This is a genomic window from Nocardia sp. bgisy134, from assembly GCF_057708325.1.
Genome location: NZ_JBYIRW010000005.1, coordinates 46,745 through 66,735, shown reverse-complemented (window position 1 = coordinate 66,735; position 19,991 = coordinate 46,745). Strand labels below are relative to the sequence as shown.

Annotated in this window: 23 protein-coding genes; 14 read left to right on the top strand and 9 right to left on the bottom strand. The window is 69.1% G+C overall.

The features are described from left to right. The first annotated feature begins 35 nt into the window (after positions 1-35). The 5 genes from AC3ERS_RS11195 to AC3ERS_RS11175 all read left to right on the top strand — a co-directional run bounded on the left by AC3ERS_RS11195 (position 36) and on the right by AC3ERS_RS11175 (position 4,089). A complete protein-coding gene (locus tag AC3ERS_RS11195) occupies positions 36-1,184 on the top strand; it encodes a septum formation family protein (RefSeq protein WP_431966304.1) in 1,149 nt (382 codons plus the stop codon). Between the two features lie 13 nt (positions 1,185-1,197). After that, complete coding sequence (locus tag AC3ERS_RS11190) at positions 1,198-1,548, top strand: metallopeptidase family protein (protein ID WP_431966302.1); 351 nt, start codon at positions 1,198-1,200, stop codon at positions 1,546-1,548. A 192-nt stretch (positions 1,549-1,740) separates the two neighbouring features. Next, positions 1,741-2,064 carry a PE family protein gene (locus AC3ERS_RS11185; protein WP_431966300.1) on the top strand — a complete coding sequence of 108 codons (324 nt, stop codon included), beginning with the start codon at positions 1,741-1,743 and terminating at the stop codon, positions 2,062-2,064. A gap of 34 nt (positions 2,065-2,098) precedes the next feature. Then, entirely contained in the window at positions 2,099-3,259 is a 1,161-nt protein-coding gene (locus tag AC3ERS_RS11180) for a PPE domain-containing protein (RefSeq protein WP_431966298.1), read from the top strand. Beyond that, on the top strand, positions 3,256-4,089 hold the full coding sequence (locus AC3ERS_RS11175) for an ESX secretion-associated protein EspG (protein ID WP_431966296.1): 834 nt from the start codon (positions 3,256-3,258) through the stop codon (positions 4,087-4,089). The genes AC3ERS_RS11180 and AC3ERS_RS11175 overlap by 4 nt, the downstream gene beginning before the upstream one ends. A 70-nt stretch (positions 4,090-4,159) precedes the next feature. Here the strand turns inward: AC3ERS_RS11175 and AC3ERS_RS11170 are convergent, their stop codons facing one another. The 3 genes from AC3ERS_RS11170 to AC3ERS_RS11160 form a co-directional block, all read right to left on the bottom strand. Then, positions 4,160-4,825 carry a histidine phosphatase family protein gene (locus AC3ERS_RS11170; RefSeq protein ID WP_431966773.1) on the bottom strand — a complete coding sequence of 222 codons (666 nt, stop codon included), beginning with the start codon at positions 4,823-4,825 and terminating at the stop codon, positions 4,160-4,162. A gap of 5 nt (positions 4,826-4,830) precedes the next feature. Continuing rightward, positions 4,831-5,745 (bottom strand): prephenate dehydratase, encoded by a 915-nt coding sequence (gene pheA / locus AC3ERS_RS11165; RefSeq protein ID WP_431966294.1) that lies wholly within the window; start codon positions 5,743-5,745, stop codon positions 4,831-4,833. A 229-nt stretch (positions 5,746-5,974) separates the two neighbouring features. After that, a complete protein-coding gene (locus AC3ERS_RS11160; protein ID WP_431966292.1) occupies positions 5,975-6,400 on the bottom strand; it encodes a hypothetical protein in 426 nt (141 codons plus the stop codon). A gap of 123 nt (positions 6,401-6,523) precedes the next feature. Here AC3ERS_RS11160 and AC3ERS_RS11155 point away from each other — a divergent pair, with 123 nt between their 5' ends. The 5 genes from AC3ERS_RS11155 (at position 6,524) to AC3ERS_RS11135 (ending at position 10,983) form a co-directional block, all read left to right on the top strand. Then, positions 6,524-7,285 carry a DUF2470 domain-containing protein gene (locus AC3ERS_RS11155; protein WP_431966290.1) on the top strand — a complete coding sequence of 254 codons (762 nt, stop codon included), beginning with the start codon at positions 6,524-6,526 and terminating at the stop codon, positions 7,283-7,285. 43 nt (positions 7,286-7,328) lie between these two features. Then, positions 7,329-8,117 carry a CPBP family intramembrane glutamic endopeptidase gene (locus tag AC3ERS_RS11150; protein WP_431966288.1) on the top strand — a complete coding sequence of 263 codons (789 nt, stop codon included), beginning with the start codon at positions 7,329-7,331 and terminating at the stop codon, positions 8,115-8,117. Positions 8,118-8,624: 507 nt separating this feature from the next. Next, positions 8,625-9,809, top strand: a complete 1,185-nt coding sequence (locus AC3ERS_RS11145; RefSeq protein WP_431966286.1) for an LCP family protein — start codon at positions 8,625-8,627, stop codon at positions 9,807-9,809. 9 nt (positions 9,810-9,818) lie between these two features. Beyond that, positions 9,819-10,364, top strand: coding sequence for a ferritin (locus AC3ERS_RS11140; RefSeq protein ID WP_431966284.1), 546 nt, complete (start codon positions 9,819-9,821; stop codon positions 10,362-10,364). A 70-nt stretch (positions 10,365-10,434) separates the two neighbouring features. Beyond that, positions 10,435-10,983: a ferritin gene (locus tag AC3ERS_RS11135; RefSeq protein WP_431966282.1), complete on the top strand. Its 549-nt coding sequence runs from the start codon at positions 10,435-10,437 to the stop codon at positions 10,981-10,983. Between the two features lie 262 nt (positions 10,984-11,245). Here AC3ERS_RS11135 and AC3ERS_RS11130 read toward each other — a convergent pair whose 3' ends face one another. The 4 genes from AC3ERS_RS11130 to AC3ERS_RS11115 all read right to left on the bottom strand — a co-directional run bounded on the left by AC3ERS_RS11130 (position 11,246) and on the right by AC3ERS_RS11115 (position 14,532). Then, the gene (locus AC3ERS_RS11130; protein WP_431966280.1) at positions 11,246-12,166 is read right to left on the bottom strand and encodes a DUF5926 family protein; all 921 of its coding nucleotides are present in this window, start codon (positions 12,164-12,166) and stop codon (positions 11,246-11,248) included. Positions 12,167-12,256: 90 nt separating this feature from the next. Further along, entirely contained in the window at positions 12,257-13,024 is a 768-nt protein-coding gene (locus tag AC3ERS_RS11125) for a glycerophosphodiester phosphodiesterase (RefSeq protein ID WP_431966278.1), read from the bottom strand. After that, positions 13,021-14,082, bottom strand: coding sequence for a DUF4328 domain-containing protein (locus AC3ERS_RS11120; protein ID WP_431966276.1), 1,062 nt, complete (start codon positions 14,080-14,082; stop codon positions 13,021-13,023). Before AC3ERS_RS11120 ends, AC3ERS_RS11125 begins: the two co-directional genes overlap by 4 nt. Before the next feature lie 84 nt (positions 14,083-14,166). After that, positions 14,167-14,532: a rhodanese-like domain-containing protein gene (locus tag AC3ERS_RS11115; RefSeq protein ID WP_431966274.1), complete on the bottom strand. Its 366-nt coding sequence runs from the start codon at positions 14,530-14,532 to the stop codon at positions 14,167-14,169. Positions 14,533-15,138: 606 nt separating this feature from the next. Between AC3ERS_RS11115 and AC3ERS_RS11110 the strand changes: the two genes are divergently transcribed. Further along, on the top strand, positions 15,139-15,750 hold the full coding sequence (locus tag AC3ERS_RS11110; protein ID WP_431966272.1) for a hypothetical protein: 612 nt from the start codon (positions 15,139-15,141) through the stop codon (positions 15,748-15,750). A 70-nt stretch (positions 15,751-15,820) separates the two neighbouring features. Here the strand turns inward: AC3ERS_RS11110 and msrA are convergent, their stop codons facing one another. Further along, complete coding sequence (gene msrA / locus AC3ERS_RS11105) at positions 15,821-16,525, bottom strand: peptide-methionine (S)-S-oxide reductase MsrA (RefSeq protein WP_431966771.1); 705 nt, start codon at positions 16,523-16,525, stop codon at positions 15,821-15,823. 197 nt (positions 16,526-16,722) lie between these two features. Between msrA and AC3ERS_RS11100 the strand changes: the two genes are divergently transcribed. The 3 genes from AC3ERS_RS11100 (at position 16,723) to AC3ERS_RS11090 (ending at position 19,049) form a co-directional block, all read left to right on the top strand. Beyond that, positions 16,723-17,346 carry a superoxide dismutase gene (locus tag AC3ERS_RS11100; RefSeq protein ID WP_067844217.1) on the top strand — a complete coding sequence of 208 codons (624 nt, stop codon included), beginning with the start codon at positions 16,723-16,725 and terminating at the stop codon, positions 17,344-17,346. Between the two features lie 209 nt (positions 17,347-17,555). Further along, the gene (locus AC3ERS_RS11095) at positions 17,556-18,083 is read left to right on the top strand and encodes a peptidase (protein WP_431966270.1); all 528 of its coding nucleotides are present in this window, start codon (positions 17,556-17,558) and stop codon (positions 18,081-18,083) included. A 147-nt stretch (positions 18,084-18,230) separates the two neighbouring features. Then, on the top strand, positions 18,231-19,049 hold the full coding sequence (locus AC3ERS_RS11090) for a class I SAM-dependent methyltransferase (protein ID WP_431966268.1): 819 nt from the start codon (positions 18,231-18,233) through the stop codon (positions 19,047-19,049). A gap of 64 nt (positions 19,050-19,113) precedes the next feature. Here the strand turns inward: AC3ERS_RS11090 and AC3ERS_RS11085 are convergent, their stop codons facing one another. Next, positions 19,114-19,881 (bottom strand): SDR family NAD(P)-dependent oxidoreductase, encoded by a 768-nt coding sequence (locus tag AC3ERS_RS11085; protein WP_357448794.1) that lies wholly within the window; start codon positions 19,879-19,881, stop codon positions 19,114-19,116. Positions 19,882-19,991 lie beyond the last annotated feature (110 nt).

Sequence of the window (19,991 nt, the reverse complement as noted above, 5' to 3'; positions counted from 1 at the left end):
CACCGGAGGGCGGACAGCTGCCATGATGGATCGCGATGTCCTCCGATGATGTGTCTCAGACTCCGCACTCCGAGCAGTCGCCGACGGGTGCATCGGCGCGCTCGGGTTCGTTCCCTCGATCCCTCACGTCCGCGCGCGGCGCGCTCGCCGAGGGCGGCGGGCTGCACCTGTCGGCGCCGACGCTGCGCTGGGGTCTGCTCGCCGTCGCCGCGGGCGCCGTCGTCGCGGCCCTGGTCACCTTGTTCGTGACCGGCTTCGACAACGAGGCGGGCCTCGAGGCGCACAACCCCGGCGCGCCCGCGCAAACGGTGCTGGACAAGGAGTTCGGCACCGCGGCCGAGGGCGACTGCCTGAGCTGGACCAAGCCCGACCGCAGCGACCTGGTGAAGGTGTCCTGCGGTAACCGGCACATGTTCGAGGTCGCCGCCGACATCGACATGAGCAGATACCCCGGCGTGGAATTCGGACCAGGCTCGCGCTTCCCTGATTCGCTGCGGCTCACCGAGCTCAAGGAAGAGCACTGCGTGCCCTCGGTGCAGCAGTACATGAACGGGAAGTTCGATCCGCGCGGGCGCTACGTCGTCGGCCTGATGTACCCGAGCCCGGAGGGCTGGAAGAACGGCGACCGCACCCTGCGCTGCGGCCTCCAGTTCTCGGGCAGCACCGGAACGCCGCTGCCTTCGCAGGGCAGCGCGGCGGAACACGACCAGTCCAGGGTTTTCCAGGCGGGCACCTGCCTCGGCATCAACCAGAACCTGCCGACCGATCCGGTGGACTGCGCGCAGGCGCACGCGGTGGAGATCATCGCGACCGTCGATCTCGGCGCCCATTTCAACGGCGTCCCGCCCGGCAAGGACGAGCAGGACAAGTACGTCGAGGAGGAGTGCGCCAGGGCGGCCACCGACTATCTCGGCTCCCCCGAGGCGATCCGCGACAAGACGCTCACGCTGTTCTTCGACTACGTCGACGCCCGCAGCTGGCTGGCGGGCAGCCGCAAACTGGACTGCATGATCGGGAAGGGCACCGACCGTGAGGGTTTCGCGCCCATCACCGGTACGGCCAGGGGCGAGATCTTGATCAACGGCCAAGCCCCTGTGCCGCCGCCGAATTCGGGTCGCTCCACGCCCACACCGCTGCCCGGCGCTGCTCCGCTGCCGCCGCAGCCCCAGCCGCGGCCCAGGTAGGTCGCGCTCGCCCATGACGGTCTCCATGTCCGAGGACCGGTTCGAGGAACTGGTCTCCGACGCGCTCGATCTGATTCCTGCCGAGCTCGCGCGCGCCATCGATAATGTGGTCGTGCTGATCGAAGCACGCAATATGGAAGACCCGCATTTGCTCGGGCTCTATCACGGAATCGCGTTGACCGAGCGCGACAGTCAATACGGCGGCGCGCTGCCCGACACGGTGACCATCTATCGCGATGCGATTCTGGAGATCTGCGCCGACGAGGAAGAGGTGGTCGAAGAGGTCGCGATCACCGTGATCCACGAGATCGCACACTATTTCGGCATTGACGAAGACCGGTTGCATCAGCTGGGATGGGGCTAGTCTTGACCAAGTCGTCGGTGCGAGCCGCGTCATCCAGAAGGACACGGTACGCAGGGGAGCGCAGGCGGCTGGCAAGATCGCAAAAGAAGTAGGGGATTCGATGGAACCGATCGCGTGGCTGTCGCGTCCTATCACTCGTAGGGGGAATTCTCGTGGTTCCGCCCCATAGCCGCCACTAGAAGGAGTCGAGTAATGGTTGGCCACGTTTCGATCTCGCCCGAGATCATCCTTGCCGCCGCTGCCGAACTGGACTTGCTGGCCGAACGATTGGCCGCCGCCGCGGCGGTCACCGGCCCGGGTACGCACGTCCTTCCGTCCGGCGCGGACGAGGTGTCGCTGCTCGCCGCCCATCACTTCAACAAGGCCGCCGCGACGCACGACGGCTCCGTCGCCCAGGGCATTCTCGAACTGCACCATGCCGCAGCCGTTCTGCGCATGCAGCTCGCCACCCACGTCGCCGAGGACGTGGTGAAGGCAGGAGTGATGCAGGGCGTCGCGGGCACCATCGGCGCCTGATCGCGGACATCGAGACACAAGGGGAGAAACAAGCATGACCGCAGGAATCACCGGGGTGTTCTGGCTGCCCCGCATGGCCGAAACGAATTCCGCGCTGCTCCACTCGGGCGCGCACGCCATCCCGATCTCGGCCGCCGCGACCGCGTGGGGCGGGCTCACCGCGGCGTGGGTCGACGCGACCGCGACCGTCACCCGGGTGATGGCCGAGCTCGGCGTCGGCATGCAGGGCGTGAACGGCATCGCGGCCCTGTCGCGGCTGGTCGGATTCACCGGCTGGGCCGAGCAGCAGGGCGTGATGGCCGCCGCCATGGGATCGAAGGCCGCGGCGAACGCCACCGCCTACACCGTCGCCGCGCTCACGATGCCGAGCCCGCCCGAGATCGTCGCCACCGTCGGCGCCGTCGTCGCCTCGGCGAACCCGCCCGGCGCGGTGTCCGGCGCGCTGGAAGCGGCCGAGGTCGCCAAGCACGCGATGGACATTCGCGCCGCGCTGGTCATGGAGACCTACGAGGCCGCGACCTCGGTGACCGTGTCCACCCCCGGCGAGTTCTACAACCCGCCGCCGATCGCCAACGGCGCGGGCAGTGCCGACCCGGGCGCCGCCGAGTCGTCGTTCCAGGGTGATCCGGTGCAGTCGGCCATCGCGACCGCCGTCTCGGTGGTGAACAACCCGGCCGTGGTCAGCGCCGCGACCCAGGCCGCCAACGTGGCGGGCACCGTCGCCACCGGCGGTGTCAGCACTGTCGGCAACATCGGCGCCAACGCGATCGCGGCGGTCACCAGCGTGGGCGCGCCGAGCGTCGCGCCCGCGGCTCCGGTGACGATGATGGCGGGCGGCATGGCCGGCGTCGGGGCGACCACCGCGGCCACCCGATCGGCGACCTTCGGGTCCGGCGCCGCCGTCAACCTGAACAACGGCTCGCTGAAGCTGCCGGAAGGCTGGGGTTCGGGTCTGCCGAACAACGCGCCCGCCGCGGCTCCGGTGGCCGAGGTCGTCGCCCGGGTCGATGCCGCGCCGGTCCGTCCGGCCACCGGCAACCCGTCCGGAAGCCCGCTGCTCGGGAACACCCGCGGCGCCGAGGACGACGAGTCGGTGCACAAGGGCACGGACTACCTGCGTGGCGATCACTTCACCGACGGCCGTTTCTCCGCCGACGGCGTCATCGGCGCCGACCCCGCCGGGACGGCTAAGTGACGATTCTGGGAGCGGGCCGCGGCCCGTCGATGCTCGAGGGCGTCGTGTTGTCGCTCGACGAGATGCAGTTTCTCCTGGAGAGACTGGAGATCGACGAGCTTCCCGTCGTGCTGCAAGCGATGGGACGCTACGACAACCAGGCCGACCACGACGCCGCGATGGACGTGGCCGCCCAGACGCTCGCCGATCGGGACTTCCTGATCGACGGCATCGTCCACGGGGAGCTCGAGGATCGGCTGCGGACGCTGTACCGGCCGCACTGGGTGCTCGCCCTGCGGTGGGTCGTCGAGGGACAGATCAGCCGGATGTGTCTCGCGAAGGGTGACGACATGGTGGTCGTCGCCCTCCGCGGGCCGGAGTCCTACGTCATCGACGAGGTCGAAGAGGATCTTCCCGGGCCGATCGTCGCGGCGCTCGGCCCGGCCGAGCCGCTCGAGCTGGAGAGCATGAACGCCCAGACCGAGTTGCTCGCCCCGATCTTCGGCGAAACCGGCGACGCCGCGGCGACGGCCAACCGGCTGGCGAAGGTGTGCAACCCGAACCGCGACGTGCAGGTGCTGGCCTCCGCACTGGTCGAAATCCATTCGCACGCGCAGATTTCCGGTGTGGTGTACGGCGACGGCACCCGGGACGTCTCGGACAACCACATCGCGATCTTCAACACTCGCGGCGGCCGGTTCCTGATCACCGCCAGCGTCGCCGACGACGACACCAAGTGGTCGTCGATCAGCTCCGGCACCACGGCGCGACTGCGCACCGCGCTGCTGGACCTGATCAATTCGCTGCCGGAACGGCAGGACTTCCCCCGGTCCGCGGCCAAGCATTCCTGAGGCTCGCAGCACGCTCACACGCCTCGCACAGGCTCTGACCTCTACGAGGCGGTGAAACGGTCTGCGCCGCCTAACCCATCGGATCGTCGGCGGTGGGTGAGACCTCGTAGCCGAAGGGTGGGACGAAGCGGCCCCACCGGATGCAGTCCCAGCCGCCGTCGGGGCGGGGGACCAGCTCGATGGTTTCGGTGTTGTCGAGGTGGTTGTTCGTGGTGAAGGGCGGTGTCACCCCGCTCAGCGTGCGCGCTACGAGTCGCATCGCGGCGCCGTGGTTCACCAGCAGCACATCGCCGCCGCCCGCCTCGGGCAGCAGGAAGGACGTGCGCAGCTTCTCGATGACCGGCAGGAATCGGGCGAGGACGTCCTCGCCGGATTCGCCGCCCGGCACCCGCGGGGACAGATCGCCCTCGTGCCACGCGCGGTAGATGCGCTGGAAGAACCGGTGCGATTCGGGGTCGTTCAGTCCTTCCAGTTCACCGACCTGGACCTCGTGCACGTCATCGAGGACGTCGGCGGTGACGCCCGTCGCCGCCTCGATGTATCCCGCCGTCTGTCTGGCCCGCAGTGCTGCCGAGGAGAGCAGCGCGCGCGGCGGCACGAGCAGGTTCGATCCGAACGTCTTCGCTTGGGCCGCACCGCGTTCGGTCAGCGGCAGCCCGGGAACCTTGGTGTCGAGAATCTTGGCGACGTTGCCTTCGGTCTCCCCGTGCCGGACCAGGATCAGCTTGCCCGCGATCTCGTTCATGTGTCCGCCACCCCCTTTCGTAACTGAGTCAGCCATTCCGCGGCCGCCTCGTCGGACGGCGGCGGCGTACCCGTCGCCGACGTCGCGGGCCAGGAACCGAGGAAGCGGATCCTGGCCGTGCGGTGCAGCGCCTTGAGCGCCTCGGCGACCGCGGTGTCATCGATATGCCCGACGCAGTCCAGATAGAACCGGTAAGTGCCCATACCCGTTCGGGTGGGCCGGGATTCGATCCTGGTCAGGTCGATGCCGCGCGTCGCGAACTCGGCGAACGCGCGCATCAGCGAGCCGGGCTCGTTCGCCAGTTCCAACACGATCGAGGTGCGGTCCGCGCCGGTCGGCGACGGCGCCACGCGGGGCCGGGTGACCAGCACGAAACGGGTGATCGCCTGCTCGTGATCAGCCACTCCGGTGGCCAGGGCGATCAGCCCGAGCCGCTCCCCCGCCAGCGCGGTCGAGACGGCGGCATCGGCGCGACCGGCCGCGACATCCTCGGCGGCGGCGGCGTTCGAGGCCGACGTGTAGATCTCGGCCTCGGCCATCCGGCGCGCGACCCACATCCGCACCTGCGCGGCGGCCACCGGGTACGCGGCCAGCGTGCGCACGTCGGCCAGCTCGGTGCCCGCCCGCGCCAGGATGGTGAAGCTGACCTCCAACTCGGTCTCCGCGACGATCTGCAATCGCGGCCCGATGGCCAGCGAATCCAGCGTGGCCGAGATCGAACCCTCCACGGAACTCTCGATCGGCACGACAGCGCCATCCACGTCACCGGACCGAACCAGATCCAGCGCCGCCCCCTGACTGGGCGCGGCGACCCGCTCGACGGGTCCGTCGAAGACGGCCGAGGACTCGAGCTTGGCGAGGGCCATCTCGGTGAAGGTTCCGGACGGTCCGAAATACGCGATACGCGGCACCCCTACGACATTACAAGCGCCGGGATGCCAGCAAACCGCTTCGTGCGACGCGCGTCCTTCGGGTTCGGCTGCTGGGCCTCGGCGGGGGCCGACGTGGGGCCCGGATCGGGTGGGGTGTGCAACCCTTCGGCATGGTGGGGACCGGGCCGAACCCTGCGCAAGATCCGCGCACCCCGCCACAAGGTCGACCGACCTCGGCGCGCACGATCACCCGACGAGACCTCGCGCCTCAACGGCGGAGCACCGCGAGAACCTCACCGACACGATCCGGCGCGACCGTCTCCACCGCGAGCAGAACACCGCGAACCGCCTCCACCGCAGGCGGTTTCAGACCGACTAGAAATTCGACATCCGGCTGGACGAGCGCGCCGCGAATGTCCTCGCCGCACAAAGCGGCAGCGGTCGCCGCGACGACAGCGAGTGCGCGCTCACCGTCGTCCGTGCGCGCAACGAACCCGGTGTCGGCATGGACGACACCGGCGAGGAAGTCGGCGATCTCGGCGTCGGACGCGTCGGCGGCGAGGATGGGGGCGTTGGGGACCGAGCCGGGCGGGCCGATCAAGCCGTCGACCAGGCTGCGGCGGGCGGGGGCGGACAACGAGACCAGTACCGGTTCGCTCGCGCCGTGACCTGCCGTCGGTGTCGCTTCTCCCACGAGGATCACCGTAGCGGGCCCTGATTCTGGAATCAGCCGGAAGGTAACGCTTGCAGATCGAGGGCGGCTCACTTAGCTTAGGTTTACCTAATTATCGCCGCCGCCATCACCACGGAGGTCCGCATGCCGAATCCGACCGTCGCGCCCACCACCGCCGAGCGGGTACGCAGCGCGTGCGCTCACGCGGAGCAGGCGGTCCTCGCCCTGCCGGGGATCGACCCGACGCCGACCTCGGTGCATCACGTGCGGCAGTGCGGCGACGTGGTGATCGCAGTGCCGACCGGCTCGATGGCGGCGGTGCTGACCGGCAACTCCGGCCCGGGCGGAGCGGCGGCGGTGCTCGAACTCACCGATCACGCGCCGCTGCCGCTGCGCGAGCCGGTCCGCGCCCTCGTCTGGTTGCGCGGCACCGTGCGCGCCGTGCCCGCCCAGGCGCAGCGCGTACTCGCGGGCGAGGTCGCCAAGGACAACCCGGATCCCGCGCTGTTGGACGTCGGATACAGCTCGACCCTGCTGCGCCTGGTGATCAACAGCGCCGTGATGGCGGATTCGACCGGCGCCGAATCGGTCTGCGTCGAGGAGCTGCGACTGGCCGAGCCGGACCCGTTCTGCGCGCTGGAATCGGCCTGGTTGCAGCACATGGACGCCGATCACGCCGACGTCATCGCCCAGCTCGCGCGCCATCTGCCGCCGCGCCTGCAGACCGGCACCGTGCACCCGCTCGCCATCGACCGGTACGGCGTCACCTTGCGGATCGAAGGCCACGACGGCGACCACGACTTCCGCCTTCCCTTCGGCGCTCCGGTCGACGACGTCGAATCCCTCAGCCGCGCCGTGCGCACCCTGGCGGGCTGCCCCTTCCTCAACGGCCTGCGCCGGATGTGACCGCACCCAGCCCGAACCTGCGCAGCTGGCTAGATTCGACGGCATGCGTGCTGAGTCGGATGCCCCCGGCGAATCCGAGCTGACGGAGCGGGAGCGGCTGGCGATCCGGATCGAGATCGCGGTCGTGTTGACCGTCACGTTCGGGCTGAGCGGGATCAGCGCCGCGCTGTCACTGCTGGACAGCGCGCTGGGGCCGGGCGGGATCGGCGGGCGCACGATCGCGCTGAACGCCTCGCGCTCCGAGCAGTCGCTGATCGACCTGCTGTTCCAGTTGCTCGGGGTGTTGCGGCTGGCCGGATGGGCGGCGCTGGGCCTGTACCTGTTGTGGCGCAGCGGCATCGGGCCGCGCCTGATCGGGCTCGGACGGTTCCGGTCGCGCGCGGATGGGGTGCCGGGACTGGCGCTGGCGGCGATCATCGGCCTGCCGGGGCTCGGGTTGTATCTGATCGCGCACGCCATGGGCTTCAGCGTGACGATCGTGCCGAGTTCGCTGGAGGAGCACTGGTGGCGGCTGCCCGTCCTCATCCTGTCCGCCTGCGCGAACTCGTTCGCCGAGGAAATCCTCGTTGTGGCGTACCTCATCACGCGGCTGCGTCAACTGGGCTGGACGGAGAATTCGTCGCTGCTCGCCTCGGCGCTGCTGCGCGGCAGCTACCACCTCTACCAGGGCCTCGGCGGCGGTCTGGGAAACCTGGTGATGGGCTTGATCTTCGGCCGCTACTGGCAGCGCACCAACCGGCTGTGGCCGCTGATACTGGCGCACGCCACCATCGATGCGGTCGCCTACATCGGCTACACGGCACTGCGCGGACACGTTTCCTGGCTGCCGTAACGGAAACAGGCCGCCGGGTGATTATCGGAGAAACCCCCTGCCGCCCCGATAAGTAAAGTCAGTGTGATGAACGGCGACGACCCCCGCAACGCGCGGACGCGCCGGGTGCCGCCGCCGCAGGGCCGCCCCGGCGTGCCGCAACCACCCCCGCCGCCCGGTGGCGCAGCCGTTCCGCCTTCGTCACCCGGCATCCCGTCGGGCGGCGCGGTCCCCCCGTCGCAGCGCCGTGCCACCCCACCGCCCGGACAGGGTCGTGAGCCGCTGCCTCCGCAGCGTCACGCGGCCCCGCCGCCACGACAGGGCGGCGGACCTGGACGAGTCCCCCCGCCGCACGCACCGCAGGGCGCCGATCCGAGGTCGCGCCGCCCGGGCCCGCCGCCGCAGGGGCACGGCGCCGCGCCCCCTCCTCCCGCGCAGGGTCGTACCGCCGTGCCGCCACACGGTGCGGCCGCCCCGCCGGCACGACAGGGCCGCGAAGGCCACCCGCCGCCTGTCGAACGGACCAAAGTGCTGCGCCGCGACGGCGCCGATCCGCACGCACAGCCGCTCGCGTATTCGAAGGTCCCGCAGGAGGCGCCGCCGCGGCTCCACAAAGCGGAACCGGAGTACGCGCCGACGCAGCAGCCGGAGCCGTTCCACGAGCCCGTCCCGCGCACCCACGCCCCGAGCCCGCGCGGACGCCGCGGCACACCACCGCCACCACCGCCTGCCGCGCCGCCGCGCGCCGACCGTGCCCCGCGCCCGCGACGCAAACGGCATCCGTTCCGGTGGTTCCTGGTGTTCCTGCTGGTTCTCGTCGTCGCCTCGGTCGCCGCGGTGATCAACCTCGACGGCAAGCTGTCCCGCATCGACGCCCTGGCCGGATACGCCGACCGGGTCGGCAACACGCCGGGCACCAACTGGCTGCTCGTCGGCTCCGACGGGCGCGGCGGGCTCTCCAGCGAACAGGAGCAGGAGCTGGCCACCGGCGGCGACGTCGGTCCGGAGCGCACCGACACGATCATGCTGGTGCACATCCCGAAGTCGGGTCGCACCACCTTGGTCAGCCTGCCGCGCGACTCGTACGTGAGCATCCCCGGCCACGGCAAGGACAAGCTCAACGCCGCCTTCGCCTTCGGCGGCCCGCAGTTGCTCGTACAAACCGTGGAAGGCGCGACCGGCCTGCGCATCGACCACTACGCGCAGATCGGGTTCGCCGGCTTCGCGGGCATCGTCGACACGCTGGGCGGCATCGACGTCTGCGTGCCCAAACCCATCGACGACCCGCTCGCGGGCATCAATCTGGAGGCGGGCTGCCAGAAGCTGAACGGACCGGAGTCGCTCGGTTTCGTGCGCAGCAGGGCGACCGCACTCGCCGACATCGACCGGATGAACAACCAGCGCCTCTTCATGGCCGCGCTGCTGAAGAAGGCGACCAGCGGCGCCACCGTGGCCAATCCGTTCACACTCTGGCCGTTGGCGGCCGACACCGCGGGCTCGCTGAAGGTCGACGAGGACGATCACATCTGGGATCTCGGCCGCCTCGGCTGGGCGATGCGCGGCGACACGGTGGCGACGACGGTGCCGGTCGGCGGTTTCGACGACGTCGACGGCAGCGGCAACGTGCTGCTGTGGGACAAGACGAAGGCGAGCGCGTTCTTCGAAGCACTCGCGAACGACAGATCCATCCCGGAAGAACTGCTCACGCGGTAGCGTCGAGGCATGTCCGACACCGATGGCGCCCAGTCCTTCCCGGCCCTGCTGCGCGATCAGATCCGGCACGGCTTCACCGTCGCGCAGCAGTATCTCGCCGCCGCGGTCTACTTCGACTCGCTGCGGCTTCCACAACTGGCCCGACATTGCTACACCCGCTCGGAGGAGCATCGTGCGCACGCGATGCGCATGGTGCAGTACCTGCTCGACAGGGATCTGGAGGTCCGGGTCGGCGGCCTGGACTCGATCCGCTCGGACTTCGAATCTCCGCGCGCGGCAACGGCATTCCTGCTGGAGGCCGAGCGCAACTGCACCTCGCAGGTGACGGCGCTCGCGAAGGCGGCGCGGGAGAGCGGCGACTATCTCGGCGAGCGGTTCATCCAGTGGTTCCTGAAAGAGCAGGTGGACAACGTCGCCGGGATGACGACGCTGCTCACCGTGATCGATCGGGAAGGCAACCTGTTCGACGTCGAGCAGTTCGTGGCGCGCGAGGTGCGCGCGCCCGCGAAGCCAGGCAATTCGGCGCCGAAAATGGCTGGCGCAGCAAACATTTAATTAGGCAACACTAGCCTCAATAAGGGTGCACTTGGATGACACGCGCCCTGACCAGCGATAATGTGGCGGCATGTCCAGCCATTCGGAGTCCCCGCGCAGCAAATTCCACAGCCTGCTCCACGACCAGATCCGGCACGAATTCAATGCCGAACACCAATACATCGCGATCGCGGTGTGGTTCGACAATACGGATCTGCCTCAGCTGGCCAAGCGGTTCTACGCACAGGCCGTGGAAGAACGCAATCACGCGATGATGATCGTGCAGTACTTCCTCGACCGGGATATCAGCGTCGAGCTTTCCGGCATCGATCCGGCGAAGTCGCATTTCGACGGTGTCCGGGAACCGATCGCCCTGGCCCTCAATCAGGAGAAGACCGTCACCGACCAGATCATCCGGCTGGCGAGCACGGCCCGCGAGGAGGGCGATTACCTCGGCGAGCAGTTCATGCAATGGTTCCTGAAGGAGCAGGTCGAGGAGGTCGCGAATATGACGACCTTGCTCAACATCGCCGACCGCGCCGGCTCGAACCTGTTCGATCTGGAGAATTTCATCGCGCGGGAGATGAGTTCTCCGGCCGATGCCTCCGGCGCACCCTCGACAGCGGGCGGTTCGCTATAGAAGAGGTTATTCCGGAAAACAGGCCCAGCTCTTCGCGACGAGCTGGGCCTGTTTCGACCGAGATGGTTGCCTCAGCTGGCGCTCAACGAGCTGAGCAGCGTCTTGAGCAGCGCAAGAATGGCTTCCATGGTGTTCCTACTTTCCTCATCTGTGCGGTAAGGCAATCCTCACCATCACCAGTAACGGTGATGTTCAGAACCTAACCCGCCACAGAGTCTGAAAGAGGCGTTTTTCACAAAATTCCCTCCGGGAAATTTCGGAGTCAGCGCAAGGTCACCTGACGCGACCGCAGACCGTCGCGCGAACGGCGCTCCTCGGAAGTGAGCGGCGCGTCCGTGGCCAGCGCGGCGAGCAGGCGGGCGCCGAACTCGGCGGCGGGCGCGGTCCACTCGCTGGAGTGGCGCTCCGGGTCCAGGTCGAACACCGGCACCAGCAGTCCGTGCGTGCGGAACGAACCGGCGAAACGCGAACCCTCGCCCATGTGCAGCCCACCCGAGGCGTGCAGCCTGGCCAGCGCCAGCATCAGGTCGTCCTCGTTCTCCGGACGCACCCAGCGCACGTGCGCCTTCTCGCCCGCGTCCACCCACCACGCCGCGCCTACGGAATCGGCGCCGAGTTCCAGCCGCGCCGACGGCATGATCGCCTGCTTGGCCTGTTCGATGGTCGCGGCCACCTGCGGATCGGGCGTCACGCCCTCCGGCACCCACCAGTCGAAGTCCTGGTGCACGACGAGTTCCAGGTCGCCGCCCGGATCGATCACGTCGGCCAGGCGCGGACCGCCCGCGATGCTCTCGACGGAGGTGAGCGAGTCGCCAGGCTCGGCGGACTGGGTCCACAGGATCGCCGCGGCGAGGTCGGCGGCCGGATCGGGTCCATGGAACTGCATCTGGGTGCCGACGTAACCGGTCGGCTGATCGCCCGCGCGCACCAGCGCGGCCACCGCGCCGGGCAGCACCGTGGCGAGCACGACGGAACGCTCGGCGGCCACCTCGGGCGACAGCTTCAGCGTCGCGGTCGCCGACGGCACGAACTCCCGCAGTGCGACCAGATCGCATTCCGCGGCCAGCCCCTCGAACGGGCGGGTGACGGCCTGAGCCGCCTGGTCCAGCGCCACCTTTCGCTCGGCGAGACGCTGCGCCCGGTTCCCTCCGGGCTTCGGACTGTTGCGCTTGCTCTTACCCACGAGGGGTCAAACTACATGGTGCTGTGACCGTCGCAGCAATGCGCCACGGCGCGGCCCCCGAGGAATGTCGAACCACTCCTCGGACGCGACTCAGGCGGCGGCGAGCAGGGTCTTCGTGCGACCGGGGTGGTTGGTCGCGACCCAGCTGACGCCGAGGTCGGCGCACAGGCGTACGTCCTCGGGTTCGTCCACCGTCCAGCAGTACGTGGCGCGGCCCGCCGCCGCGGCCTTGTCCACCAGATCCGGGTGCTCGCGCAGCGTCTTCACCGAAGGGCCGACGGCCGTGGCGCCGACGGTGGTCGCGGCCCCGCCGCCGAGGTAGATCGAGGACTCGCCGAGCAGCACCGTGGGCAGCAACGGCGCCGCGCGACGGATACGCCACACCGCGAGCGCCGCGAACGACATGACCACGGCGCGCGAATGATCCGCCGAGGCGGGCGTGGCGATGCCGAAGCGCTGGAGTTCGGCGAGCAGTTTGTTCTCCACCAGCCCGCCGTAGCGGACCGGGTGCTTGGTCTCGATGAACAGCTTGGTCGGCCTGCTGCGCCAGTCGAGGACCAGCTCGATGAGTTCGCTGAGGGTGAGCACCGAGGCGGGCTCGCCGTCGGCGCCGAAATCCAGCGCACGCAACTCGTCGAGCGTCATCTCGCTGACCAGCCCGGAGCCCGAGGACGTGCGGTCGACCGTGCGGTCGTGCACGCAGACCAGATGTCCGTCCCTGGTCAGCCGGACGTCGCACTCCACGCCGTCGGCGCCCTCCTGGAGCGCGAGATCGTATGCGGCGAGCGTGTGCTCGGGACGCGCCGCCGAGGCGCCACGGTGCGCGACGACGAACGGTGCGCGACTGCTCTGGCTCACTTGGCCATGACCTCCTCGTGCTGAACAGCACCGTTGTCGGTATCCCGATCATCGGGGATCTCGGCGTCGGCCGCATCCGGCGCCTCGGTGCGCGCCGCGCCGCCCGGATGAACCGGCTCGATGACCGGCACCGCCGGGTCGACCGCGACCACCCAGCGGCGGGCCAGCCGGACCCGGCCGAACAGATCGTGTCCGTCGAGCAGCCGCACCACCCAGAGCGTCAGCACCGTCAGCGCGACGGCGACCGCGTCCGTCCACGCCGTGAACAGGACGCCGTCCGCCTTGACCTGCAGCGAGTCCGCGGCCCGCCAGAACAGCGCGGCCGCGGCCATCAGCCCGCCGAGAATCCAGGCGCACCACCAGATCCGGATCGCGCGCAGCGCCCTCGGGTCGCCGCGTTCCGCGGCGACCTCGGTGAGGAAGACCCCCGGATACACCAGGTTGGCCACCGGGACGAGGCAGCCGAGCACGAGCAGCGGCACAGGACGGGAATCGCGGCGACCCGCCCGCGCGAACACCGCGCTTCGGGTCTCGATCAACCAACCGAGCACAGCGACGCCGCTACCGAGCGCGAGCGCGAGGGCCAGCAGGGACGACCCGGTGAGGAGCCAGTCCGAGAACCGCAACGCCAGCGGGTCGATGAGACGTGTCCGGTTGACCAGCAGGATCACGTAGCGCACCAGCTCGGCGACCGCGGCCAGCGCGAACATCCCCGCGGTGACCAGCAGCAGCGGCGTGACCCAGCTCGCGAGCGCGGCGGCGCGGCCGCGCGGCGCGGCCAGGGCCGAGGCGGGCAGCTCGTCGCGCAGGCCCCAGCGCGGGATCTGCGGGTAGCGCGGGGTCGGCGCGGTCGGCCTGCGCCGCGCCGCCGTGACGGGTCTGCCGTTCCGGTGATCCGGGCGGCGCGCCACCCACCGATAGTTGCGCCGATCGGCGGGGGCGTCGATGGGCGCGGGCGAGAGCAGCACGCCGTGGCAGCGCGGGCACCAGTGCATCGGGGTGCCGTGCACGGCCCACCGCGCGCCGCAGCGGGCACAGGGCTGCAGCACGCTACTCACAGCGTGTCCTTCGCTCGCCCGGCGTTGTCCCACGGGCTGCCGCTTCCGGCCTGACGCTCATTGCCTGGGCACCTCGCTCTTCCGTCAGTAGATCTTCGCCGGATGGTCACCCTCGGCGACCAGCGGGCGACCCATCCGCTGCCAGGCCACCATGCCGCCGTCGACCTGCACCGCTTCGAAACCGATATAGGCCAGGTACTTCGCCACCTCGATGGACCGGCCGCCCTGCCTGCAGACGACATAGACCTCGGCGTCGTAGTCCAGCTCGTCGGTGCGCGCGGGCACATCGACCATCGGGATGTGGATCGCGCCGGGGGCGTGCCCGAGCTGCCACTCGTCGACTTCGCGCACGTCGAGCAGGATCGCCCGGACCGGGTCCGGCCGCTCGCCGTGGTCGAATTCGCCGGGCAGGTCTTCCACCGGCACCGACGGAATCTCGGGGCTCGTCACGACTCGATCCTGCCATGATCGCCGCAGCGCCGGGGATCAGGCGTACTTCCGCATCCGGTCCGATCGCGCGCGGGTTTTCGGGCGGACCGCCGCCCACAACCACCCCGGCGGCGACGATGTCCGTATCGCCAGGTGGTTGCGGGGTCGGTACCCGTCCGCAAATTTCGTACCCCGAGTCCGTTTCCGCCGCCGTTAACCCATTCCCGCCCCGCTCCGCGACCACCTGTGCATATCTTCGTGGGAGTTATCCACAGAATCCACAACCTGATCCACAGGCCCCGCCTATCACCGTCGGGGACAGTCACAGGGCGCGGCTATAAGCAAACTTCACGCGAATCCAATCTCGCCCCAGCGGACCGGGATCGGGACCCACACGGCCCTGTCCAGCTCATCCTCGGCGAAGCGGGGGTCACGAACGACCGATCCGGGACTCCCCTCCTTGTCCATCCCGGAGCGGTCGTTCGCCGCTGCCTCGGAACCGCGGCCGAGCGGGTCCCGACATCTACTTGGACGGAACGGCGAACGATTCGGTTCCAGAAAAAACGAGAACACTAGCGAAAAACTGAAATACCGGGCTCCAGCTGGCGCTGTCGGTAGCCTGAGGGCATGGATGTGCGCAGGGGGCTATTCGACGGATTGGACTCGACCGGACTCAACACCGCGATCTCGGAGGCGACCTGCCTCGGGCTCGAGGTGGATACGAAGGCGGCCACGCTGCGCCTCGATCTGACAGTCATGACGGTGCCCGCCGACGGCGCGCCGCCACAGGACCATCAGGTCCGGCTGGACTTCACCGGCGTCAGCCGAGTCGCGGCCTCACTGCGGATCCAGCGCTGGGACGACATCGCGGCCAAGATACTTCCGCTCACGCTCGACGGCCTCGACCACGCGATCCGCAGCTTCGGCGGCGGCCGCCTGCACGGCTGGGAATTCATCGACGTCGACGACAGCGGCTGGGCGCTGTGGCGCGAACTGCTCAGCTTCGACACCGAGATCGACGATCACACCCCCTCGCACGTGCTGGAGTTCTCCCAGGAGGAGGGCATCGACCCGCGCGAACTCGATGTGCGCGTGTGGTTCGACAACGTCACGGTGTACGACGCCAAGGGCAAGGAGATCGCGCCCGCCGACTTCATCGCGGGCGGCGTGCGCTGGTGGAAGGCCCATGACGCGGCCGATCCGCGCACCCTTCGCCCCGGCGTCGTGCCGCCGCTGTAACCGAGCCCCGCGACTGCCGCGCGTCCGATCACTTCGGATGCGCGGCGGTTCGCCGTTCGCGCAAGGTCTTTCAGGCCCCCAGCCCGACCGGGCAGGTCACCCCGGTGGCGTGCACCGGGCAGTAGCCGCCCGGATTCTTCGCGAGGTACTGCTGGTGATAGCCCTCGGCGTAATAGAACCCGGACAGATTCGGCGCCGGACCTGCTTCCGGAGTCGGCAGCGGCGCGATCTCGGTGGTGATGGACCCGTACCCCGCCTCGGCGAGCCGCTTGCCGTAGGTCTCCGCGCTGCTTCCGGCCAGGGCGGCTTGTTCGTCGCTCAGCGCGAAGATCGCCGAGCGATACTGCGTGCCACGATCGTTGCCCTGGCGCATGCCCTGGGTCGGATCGTGGTCCTCCCAGAAGTGTTTCAGCACGGTGGCGTAATCCAGCACCGCGGGATCGAAGACGACGAGCACCGCCTCGGTGTGCCCGGTGCGGCCGCTGCACACTTCCTCGTAGGTCGGATTCGGCGTGTACCCGCCCGCGTACCCGACCGCGGTCGTGTAGACGCCGTCGAGCTCCCAGAAGCCCTTCTCCGCACCCCAGAAACAACCCATCCCGACGACCGCGACCCGCATGCCGTCAGGAAATGGCGGACGGAGGGGATTGCCGTTCACGAAATGGGTATCCGGCACCAGGATTGGCTCCTCCCGGCCGGGGAGCGCCTGCTCGGGCGTCACCATCGCCGGCTCCGGGAGACGGATCCGTCCGACCAGCTCGTCGAAGAACGACATGGTTCCGATGCTACTCACGAATGCTCTTGCTCGAACCGCCCTTCCGCTCACGCCGGTACCAACCACTGCGTTATCGACGAATCTCCGATGGAATGAGGGGGCACACGGCCCGGTTGGAACCGAGCGGGTGTACGAATGATGGTTGGAAGCGCTCGAATCTCCGAGCGTCACAGCCCGACAACTGAGAAAGGGACATCGTGGCTGAGTACACGCTGCCAGATCTGGATTACGACTACAGCGCCCTGGAGCCCCACATCTCCGGGCAGATCAACGAGCTGCATCATTCCAAGCACCACGCGGCCTACGTTGCGGGCGCGAACACCGCACTCGAGAAGCTCGAGGCGGCTCGCGAATCCGGCGATCACGGCGCGATCTTCCTCTACGAGAAGAACCTCGCGTTCCACCTCGGTGGCCACGTGAACCACTCCATCTGGTGGAAGAACCTCTCCCCGAACGGCGGTGACAAGCCGGTCGGCGAGCTGGCCGCCGCGATCGACGACCAGTTCGGTTCGTTCGACAAGTTCCGCGCGCAGTTCACCGCGGCCGCCAACGGTCTGCAGGGCTCCGGCTGGGCGGTGCTCGGCTACGACACCCTCGGCGGGAAGCTGCTCACCTTCCAGCTCTACGACCAGCAGGCCAACGTCCCGCTGGGCATCATCCCGCTGCTGCAGGTCGACATGTGGGAGCACGCCTTCTACCTGCAGTACAAGAACGTCAAGGCCGACTACGTGACCGCGTTCTGGAACGTCGTCAACTGGGAGGACGTGCAGGAGCGCTTCGCTCGCGCCGTCACCCAGGGCAAGGGCCTGATCTTCGGGTGAATCTCCGCGCGCCGAGGCGCGCGGCTGGAAGCCCGCCGGGTAGTGGAATCGCCCGGCGGGCTTTTTCGTGTCCGCCGCCCGATCTGCGCGTCCACTGCCCGATTAGCACTCATTGGTACTTGTGTGCCAGTTGATTCGTGGGTCATCCTCTGAATCCATACAGTTCGAGGACGGGCAAGGCCGCCCCCGGTTTCATTTCGGGAGGCACGATGCGAACCAACGGGCCGATCGGCGTCACGCCGTTCCACTCGCGCGGGTCGCTGCGCGGGTTCGTCATTTCCGGTCGCTGGCCGGACACCACCAAGGAATGGGCGCAGGTTCTGGTGCTCGCCGTGCGCGTGGCGAGCCTGCCTGGGCTGCTGTCCACGTCGACCGTCTTCGGCGTCCGCGAGGACCTGCCCGACGATCCGGAGCCGGGCACGGTCGGGCTGGTGCTGGCCGAGGGCACGGTGCTTGGCGAGCAGGCGCTGGAGCCGGGGCGGTTCGCCGATCACGTGCCGCCCGCGCTGCTCATGCTGCACCCGCCGTCGGAGACTCGCCCGACGCTGCCCGAATGCGTTGGCGCGGCCTCCGGCTGCGTGCTGCTGCCGGGCGTGCCGCACCTGGGATTGGAACACCGCGCGGCGTGGGCCGAGGCGGAATCCGACGGCACCGTCACCTCGCTGGTCAGCCGGGTCGGGCTGGATCCGATCAGCGATCCGGATACCGCCGTGCTCGCGATGCTGCTCGCGGCCTGAGCGGTGCCGCCCCGATGCTCGGCGAATGCGGACGCCTGCGCTTCGCCGCGGCCTCGAACGCATTCGTGCACAGCCGTATTCGCGTGAGTTGGTGGTTTGCGAGGGTGCTGCACAGTTAGCCTGTCACGGTCGAAAGGATCGTGGAAGATGTCCGGTAATCCCCTCGCCTCCGCCGAACCATGGGATCTGGTCGCCGACGGCTACGCCGAATCCGCGCTCGCGATCATGGCGCCGTTCTCCGATCGCGCCCTCGAACTCGCCGATCTGCCCGCCGACGCGCATGTCATCGATGTCGCGGCGGGGCCGGGCACGCTGAGTCTGCCCGCCGCCGCGCGGGTCGGCCGGGTGCAGGCCGTCGATTTCGCCGAGCACATGCTCGAACGCCTCCGGAATGCCGCGCGAGACGCCGGAATCACCAATGTCGACGTGCGGGTGGGTGACGGTCAGGCGCTGCCGTTCGATGACGACAGCTTCGACGCGGGCTTCTCGATGTTCGGCCTGATGTTCTTCCCGGATCGGATCAAAGGCTTCGCCGAGCTGTTCCGGGTGTTGCGCCCCGGCGGGGTCGCGGTGGTGTCGAGCTGGGCGCCGGTGGCCGAGTCCCCGCTGATGCGAATGATGTTCGGCGCGTTGGCGGCGGGCGATCCGGCCATCCAGGAGCCGCAGCCCAACTTCCTGAGCTTGGAGAATCCGGAGGTCTTCGCCACCGAGCTGCGGGGAGCTGGGTTCGCCGGGGTGTCCATCCAGCGGCACACCACCTCGGTGGCCTACCCGGACGCGGACCGGCTGTGGGAGGAAATGTCGCGCAGCAGCGCGCCGATGATGCTGCTGCGGCGCTCGATCGGCGAGGACGCGTGGGCCGCCCGCTCGGAGTCCATGCGGGCCCATCTCGCCGAGAACTACCGGCCCAACACCCCACTGGCCACCACGGCGTTCCTCGGCATCGGTCACAAGCCCCTGCCCTGATCACCTGGCCGAAAAAGGCCGCCCCCGAAGCGAATCGGAGGCGGCCTTCGCGTGGTACGCCGAATTACCGCGGCGCCATGCGCAGCGCGCCGTCCATGCGGATGGTCTCGCCGTTCAGGTAGTCGTGCTCGACGATGTACTGCGACAGCTGCGCGTACTCGTCCGGGCGGCCGAGACGCGACGGGAAGGGCACGCCCGCCTCGAGGCCCTTGCGGTACTCCTCGGTGACGCCGGCCAGCATCGGGGTGTCGATGATGCCGGGGGCGATGGTGTTCACGCGAATGCCGAACTGCGCCAGGTCGCGCGCGGCAGGCACGGTCATGCCGTGCACGCCGCCCTTGGAGGCCGAGTAGGCGATCTGGCCGACCTGGCCCTCGAACGCCGCGACCGAGGCGGTGTTGATGACGACGCCGCGCTGGCCGTACTCGTCGACGGGATCGGTCTTGGCGATCGCGTCGGCGGCCAGCCGCATGACGTTGAAGGTGCCGAGCAGGTTCACGGTGATGACGGTGCGGAACAGCTCCAGATCGTGCGGGCCGTTCTTGGACAGGATGCGACCGGCCCAGCCGACGCCGGCGCAGTTGACCACGATGCGCAGCGGCGCGCCCGACTCGACCACCTTCGCGACGGCGGCCGAGACCTCGTCGTTGCTGGTCACGTCGGCCGGAATGAGGGTGACCCCGGCAGGCACGTTGTCACCGGCGCGCTCGATCGACTGCGGCACGTCCAGGCCGAAGACGGTGGCGCCCAGCTCGGCGAAACGCTTGGCGGTGGCGGCGCCGAGGCCGGATGCGCCTCCGGTGACGATGGCGGCGGAACCCGAAATCTCCACGATGGTCCTCTCGTTCGTGACAGCCAGTTGGCCTTGTGTCAATTGCACACTAATAGATGCTGTGGAGCGAAGTCCGCCCCCGACCCGGGCGTACCCGGCGAGGCCTCGTG

What these genes read in the sequence shown, in the direction of transcription:
- AC3ERS_RS11195 (WP_431966304.1), top strand. Translation starts at nt 36, where the DNA reads ATGTCCTCCGATGATGTGTCTCAGACTCCGCACTCCGAGCAGTCGCCG.
- AC3ERS_RS11190 (WP_431966302.1), top strand. Translation starts at nt 1,198, where the DNA reads ATGACGGTCTCCATGTCCGAGGACCGGTTCGAGGAACTGGTCTCCGAC.
- AC3ERS_RS11185 (WP_431966300.1), top strand. Translation starts at nt 1,741, where the DNA reads ATGGTTGGCCACGTTTCGATCTCGCCCGAGATCATCCTTGCCGCCGCT.
- AC3ERS_RS11180 (WP_431966298.1), top strand. Translation starts at nt 2,099, where the DNA reads ATGACCGCAGGAATCACCGGGGTGTTCTGGCTGCCCCGCATGGCCGAA.
- AC3ERS_RS11155 (WP_431966290.1), top strand. Translation starts at nt 6,524, where the DNA reads ATGCCGAATCCGACCGTCGCGCCCACCACCGCCGAGCGGGTACGCAGC.
- AC3ERS_RS11150 (WP_431966288.1), top strand. Translation starts at nt 7,329, where the DNA reads ATGCGTGCTGAGTCGGATGCCCCCGGCGAATCCGAGCTGACGGAGCGG.
- AC3ERS_RS11140 (WP_431966284.1), top strand. Translation starts at nt 9,819, where the DNA reads ATGTCCGACACCGATGGCGCCCAGTCCTTCCCGGCCCTGCTGCGCGAT.
- AC3ERS_RS11135 (WP_431966282.1), top strand. Translation starts at nt 10,435, where the DNA reads ATGTCCAGCCATTCGGAGTCCCCGCGCAGCAAATTCCACAGCCTGCTC.
- AC3ERS_RS11110 (WP_431966272.1), top strand. Translation starts at nt 15,139, where the DNA reads ATGGATGTGCGCAGGGGGCTATTCGACGGATTGGACTCGACCGGACTC.
- msrA (WP_431966771.1), bottom strand. Translation starts at nt 16,525, where the DNA reads ATGTCGTTCTTCGACGAGCTGGTCGGACGGATCCGTCTCCCGGAGCCG.
- AC3ERS_RS11095 (WP_431966270.1), top strand. Translation starts at nt 17,556, where the DNA reads ATGCGAACCAACGGGCCGATCGGCGTCACGCCGTTCCACTCGCGCGGG.
- AC3ERS_RS11090 (WP_431966268.1), top strand. Translation starts at nt 18,231, where the DNA reads ATGTCCGGTAATCCCCTCGCCTCCGCCGAACCATGGGATCTGGTCGCC.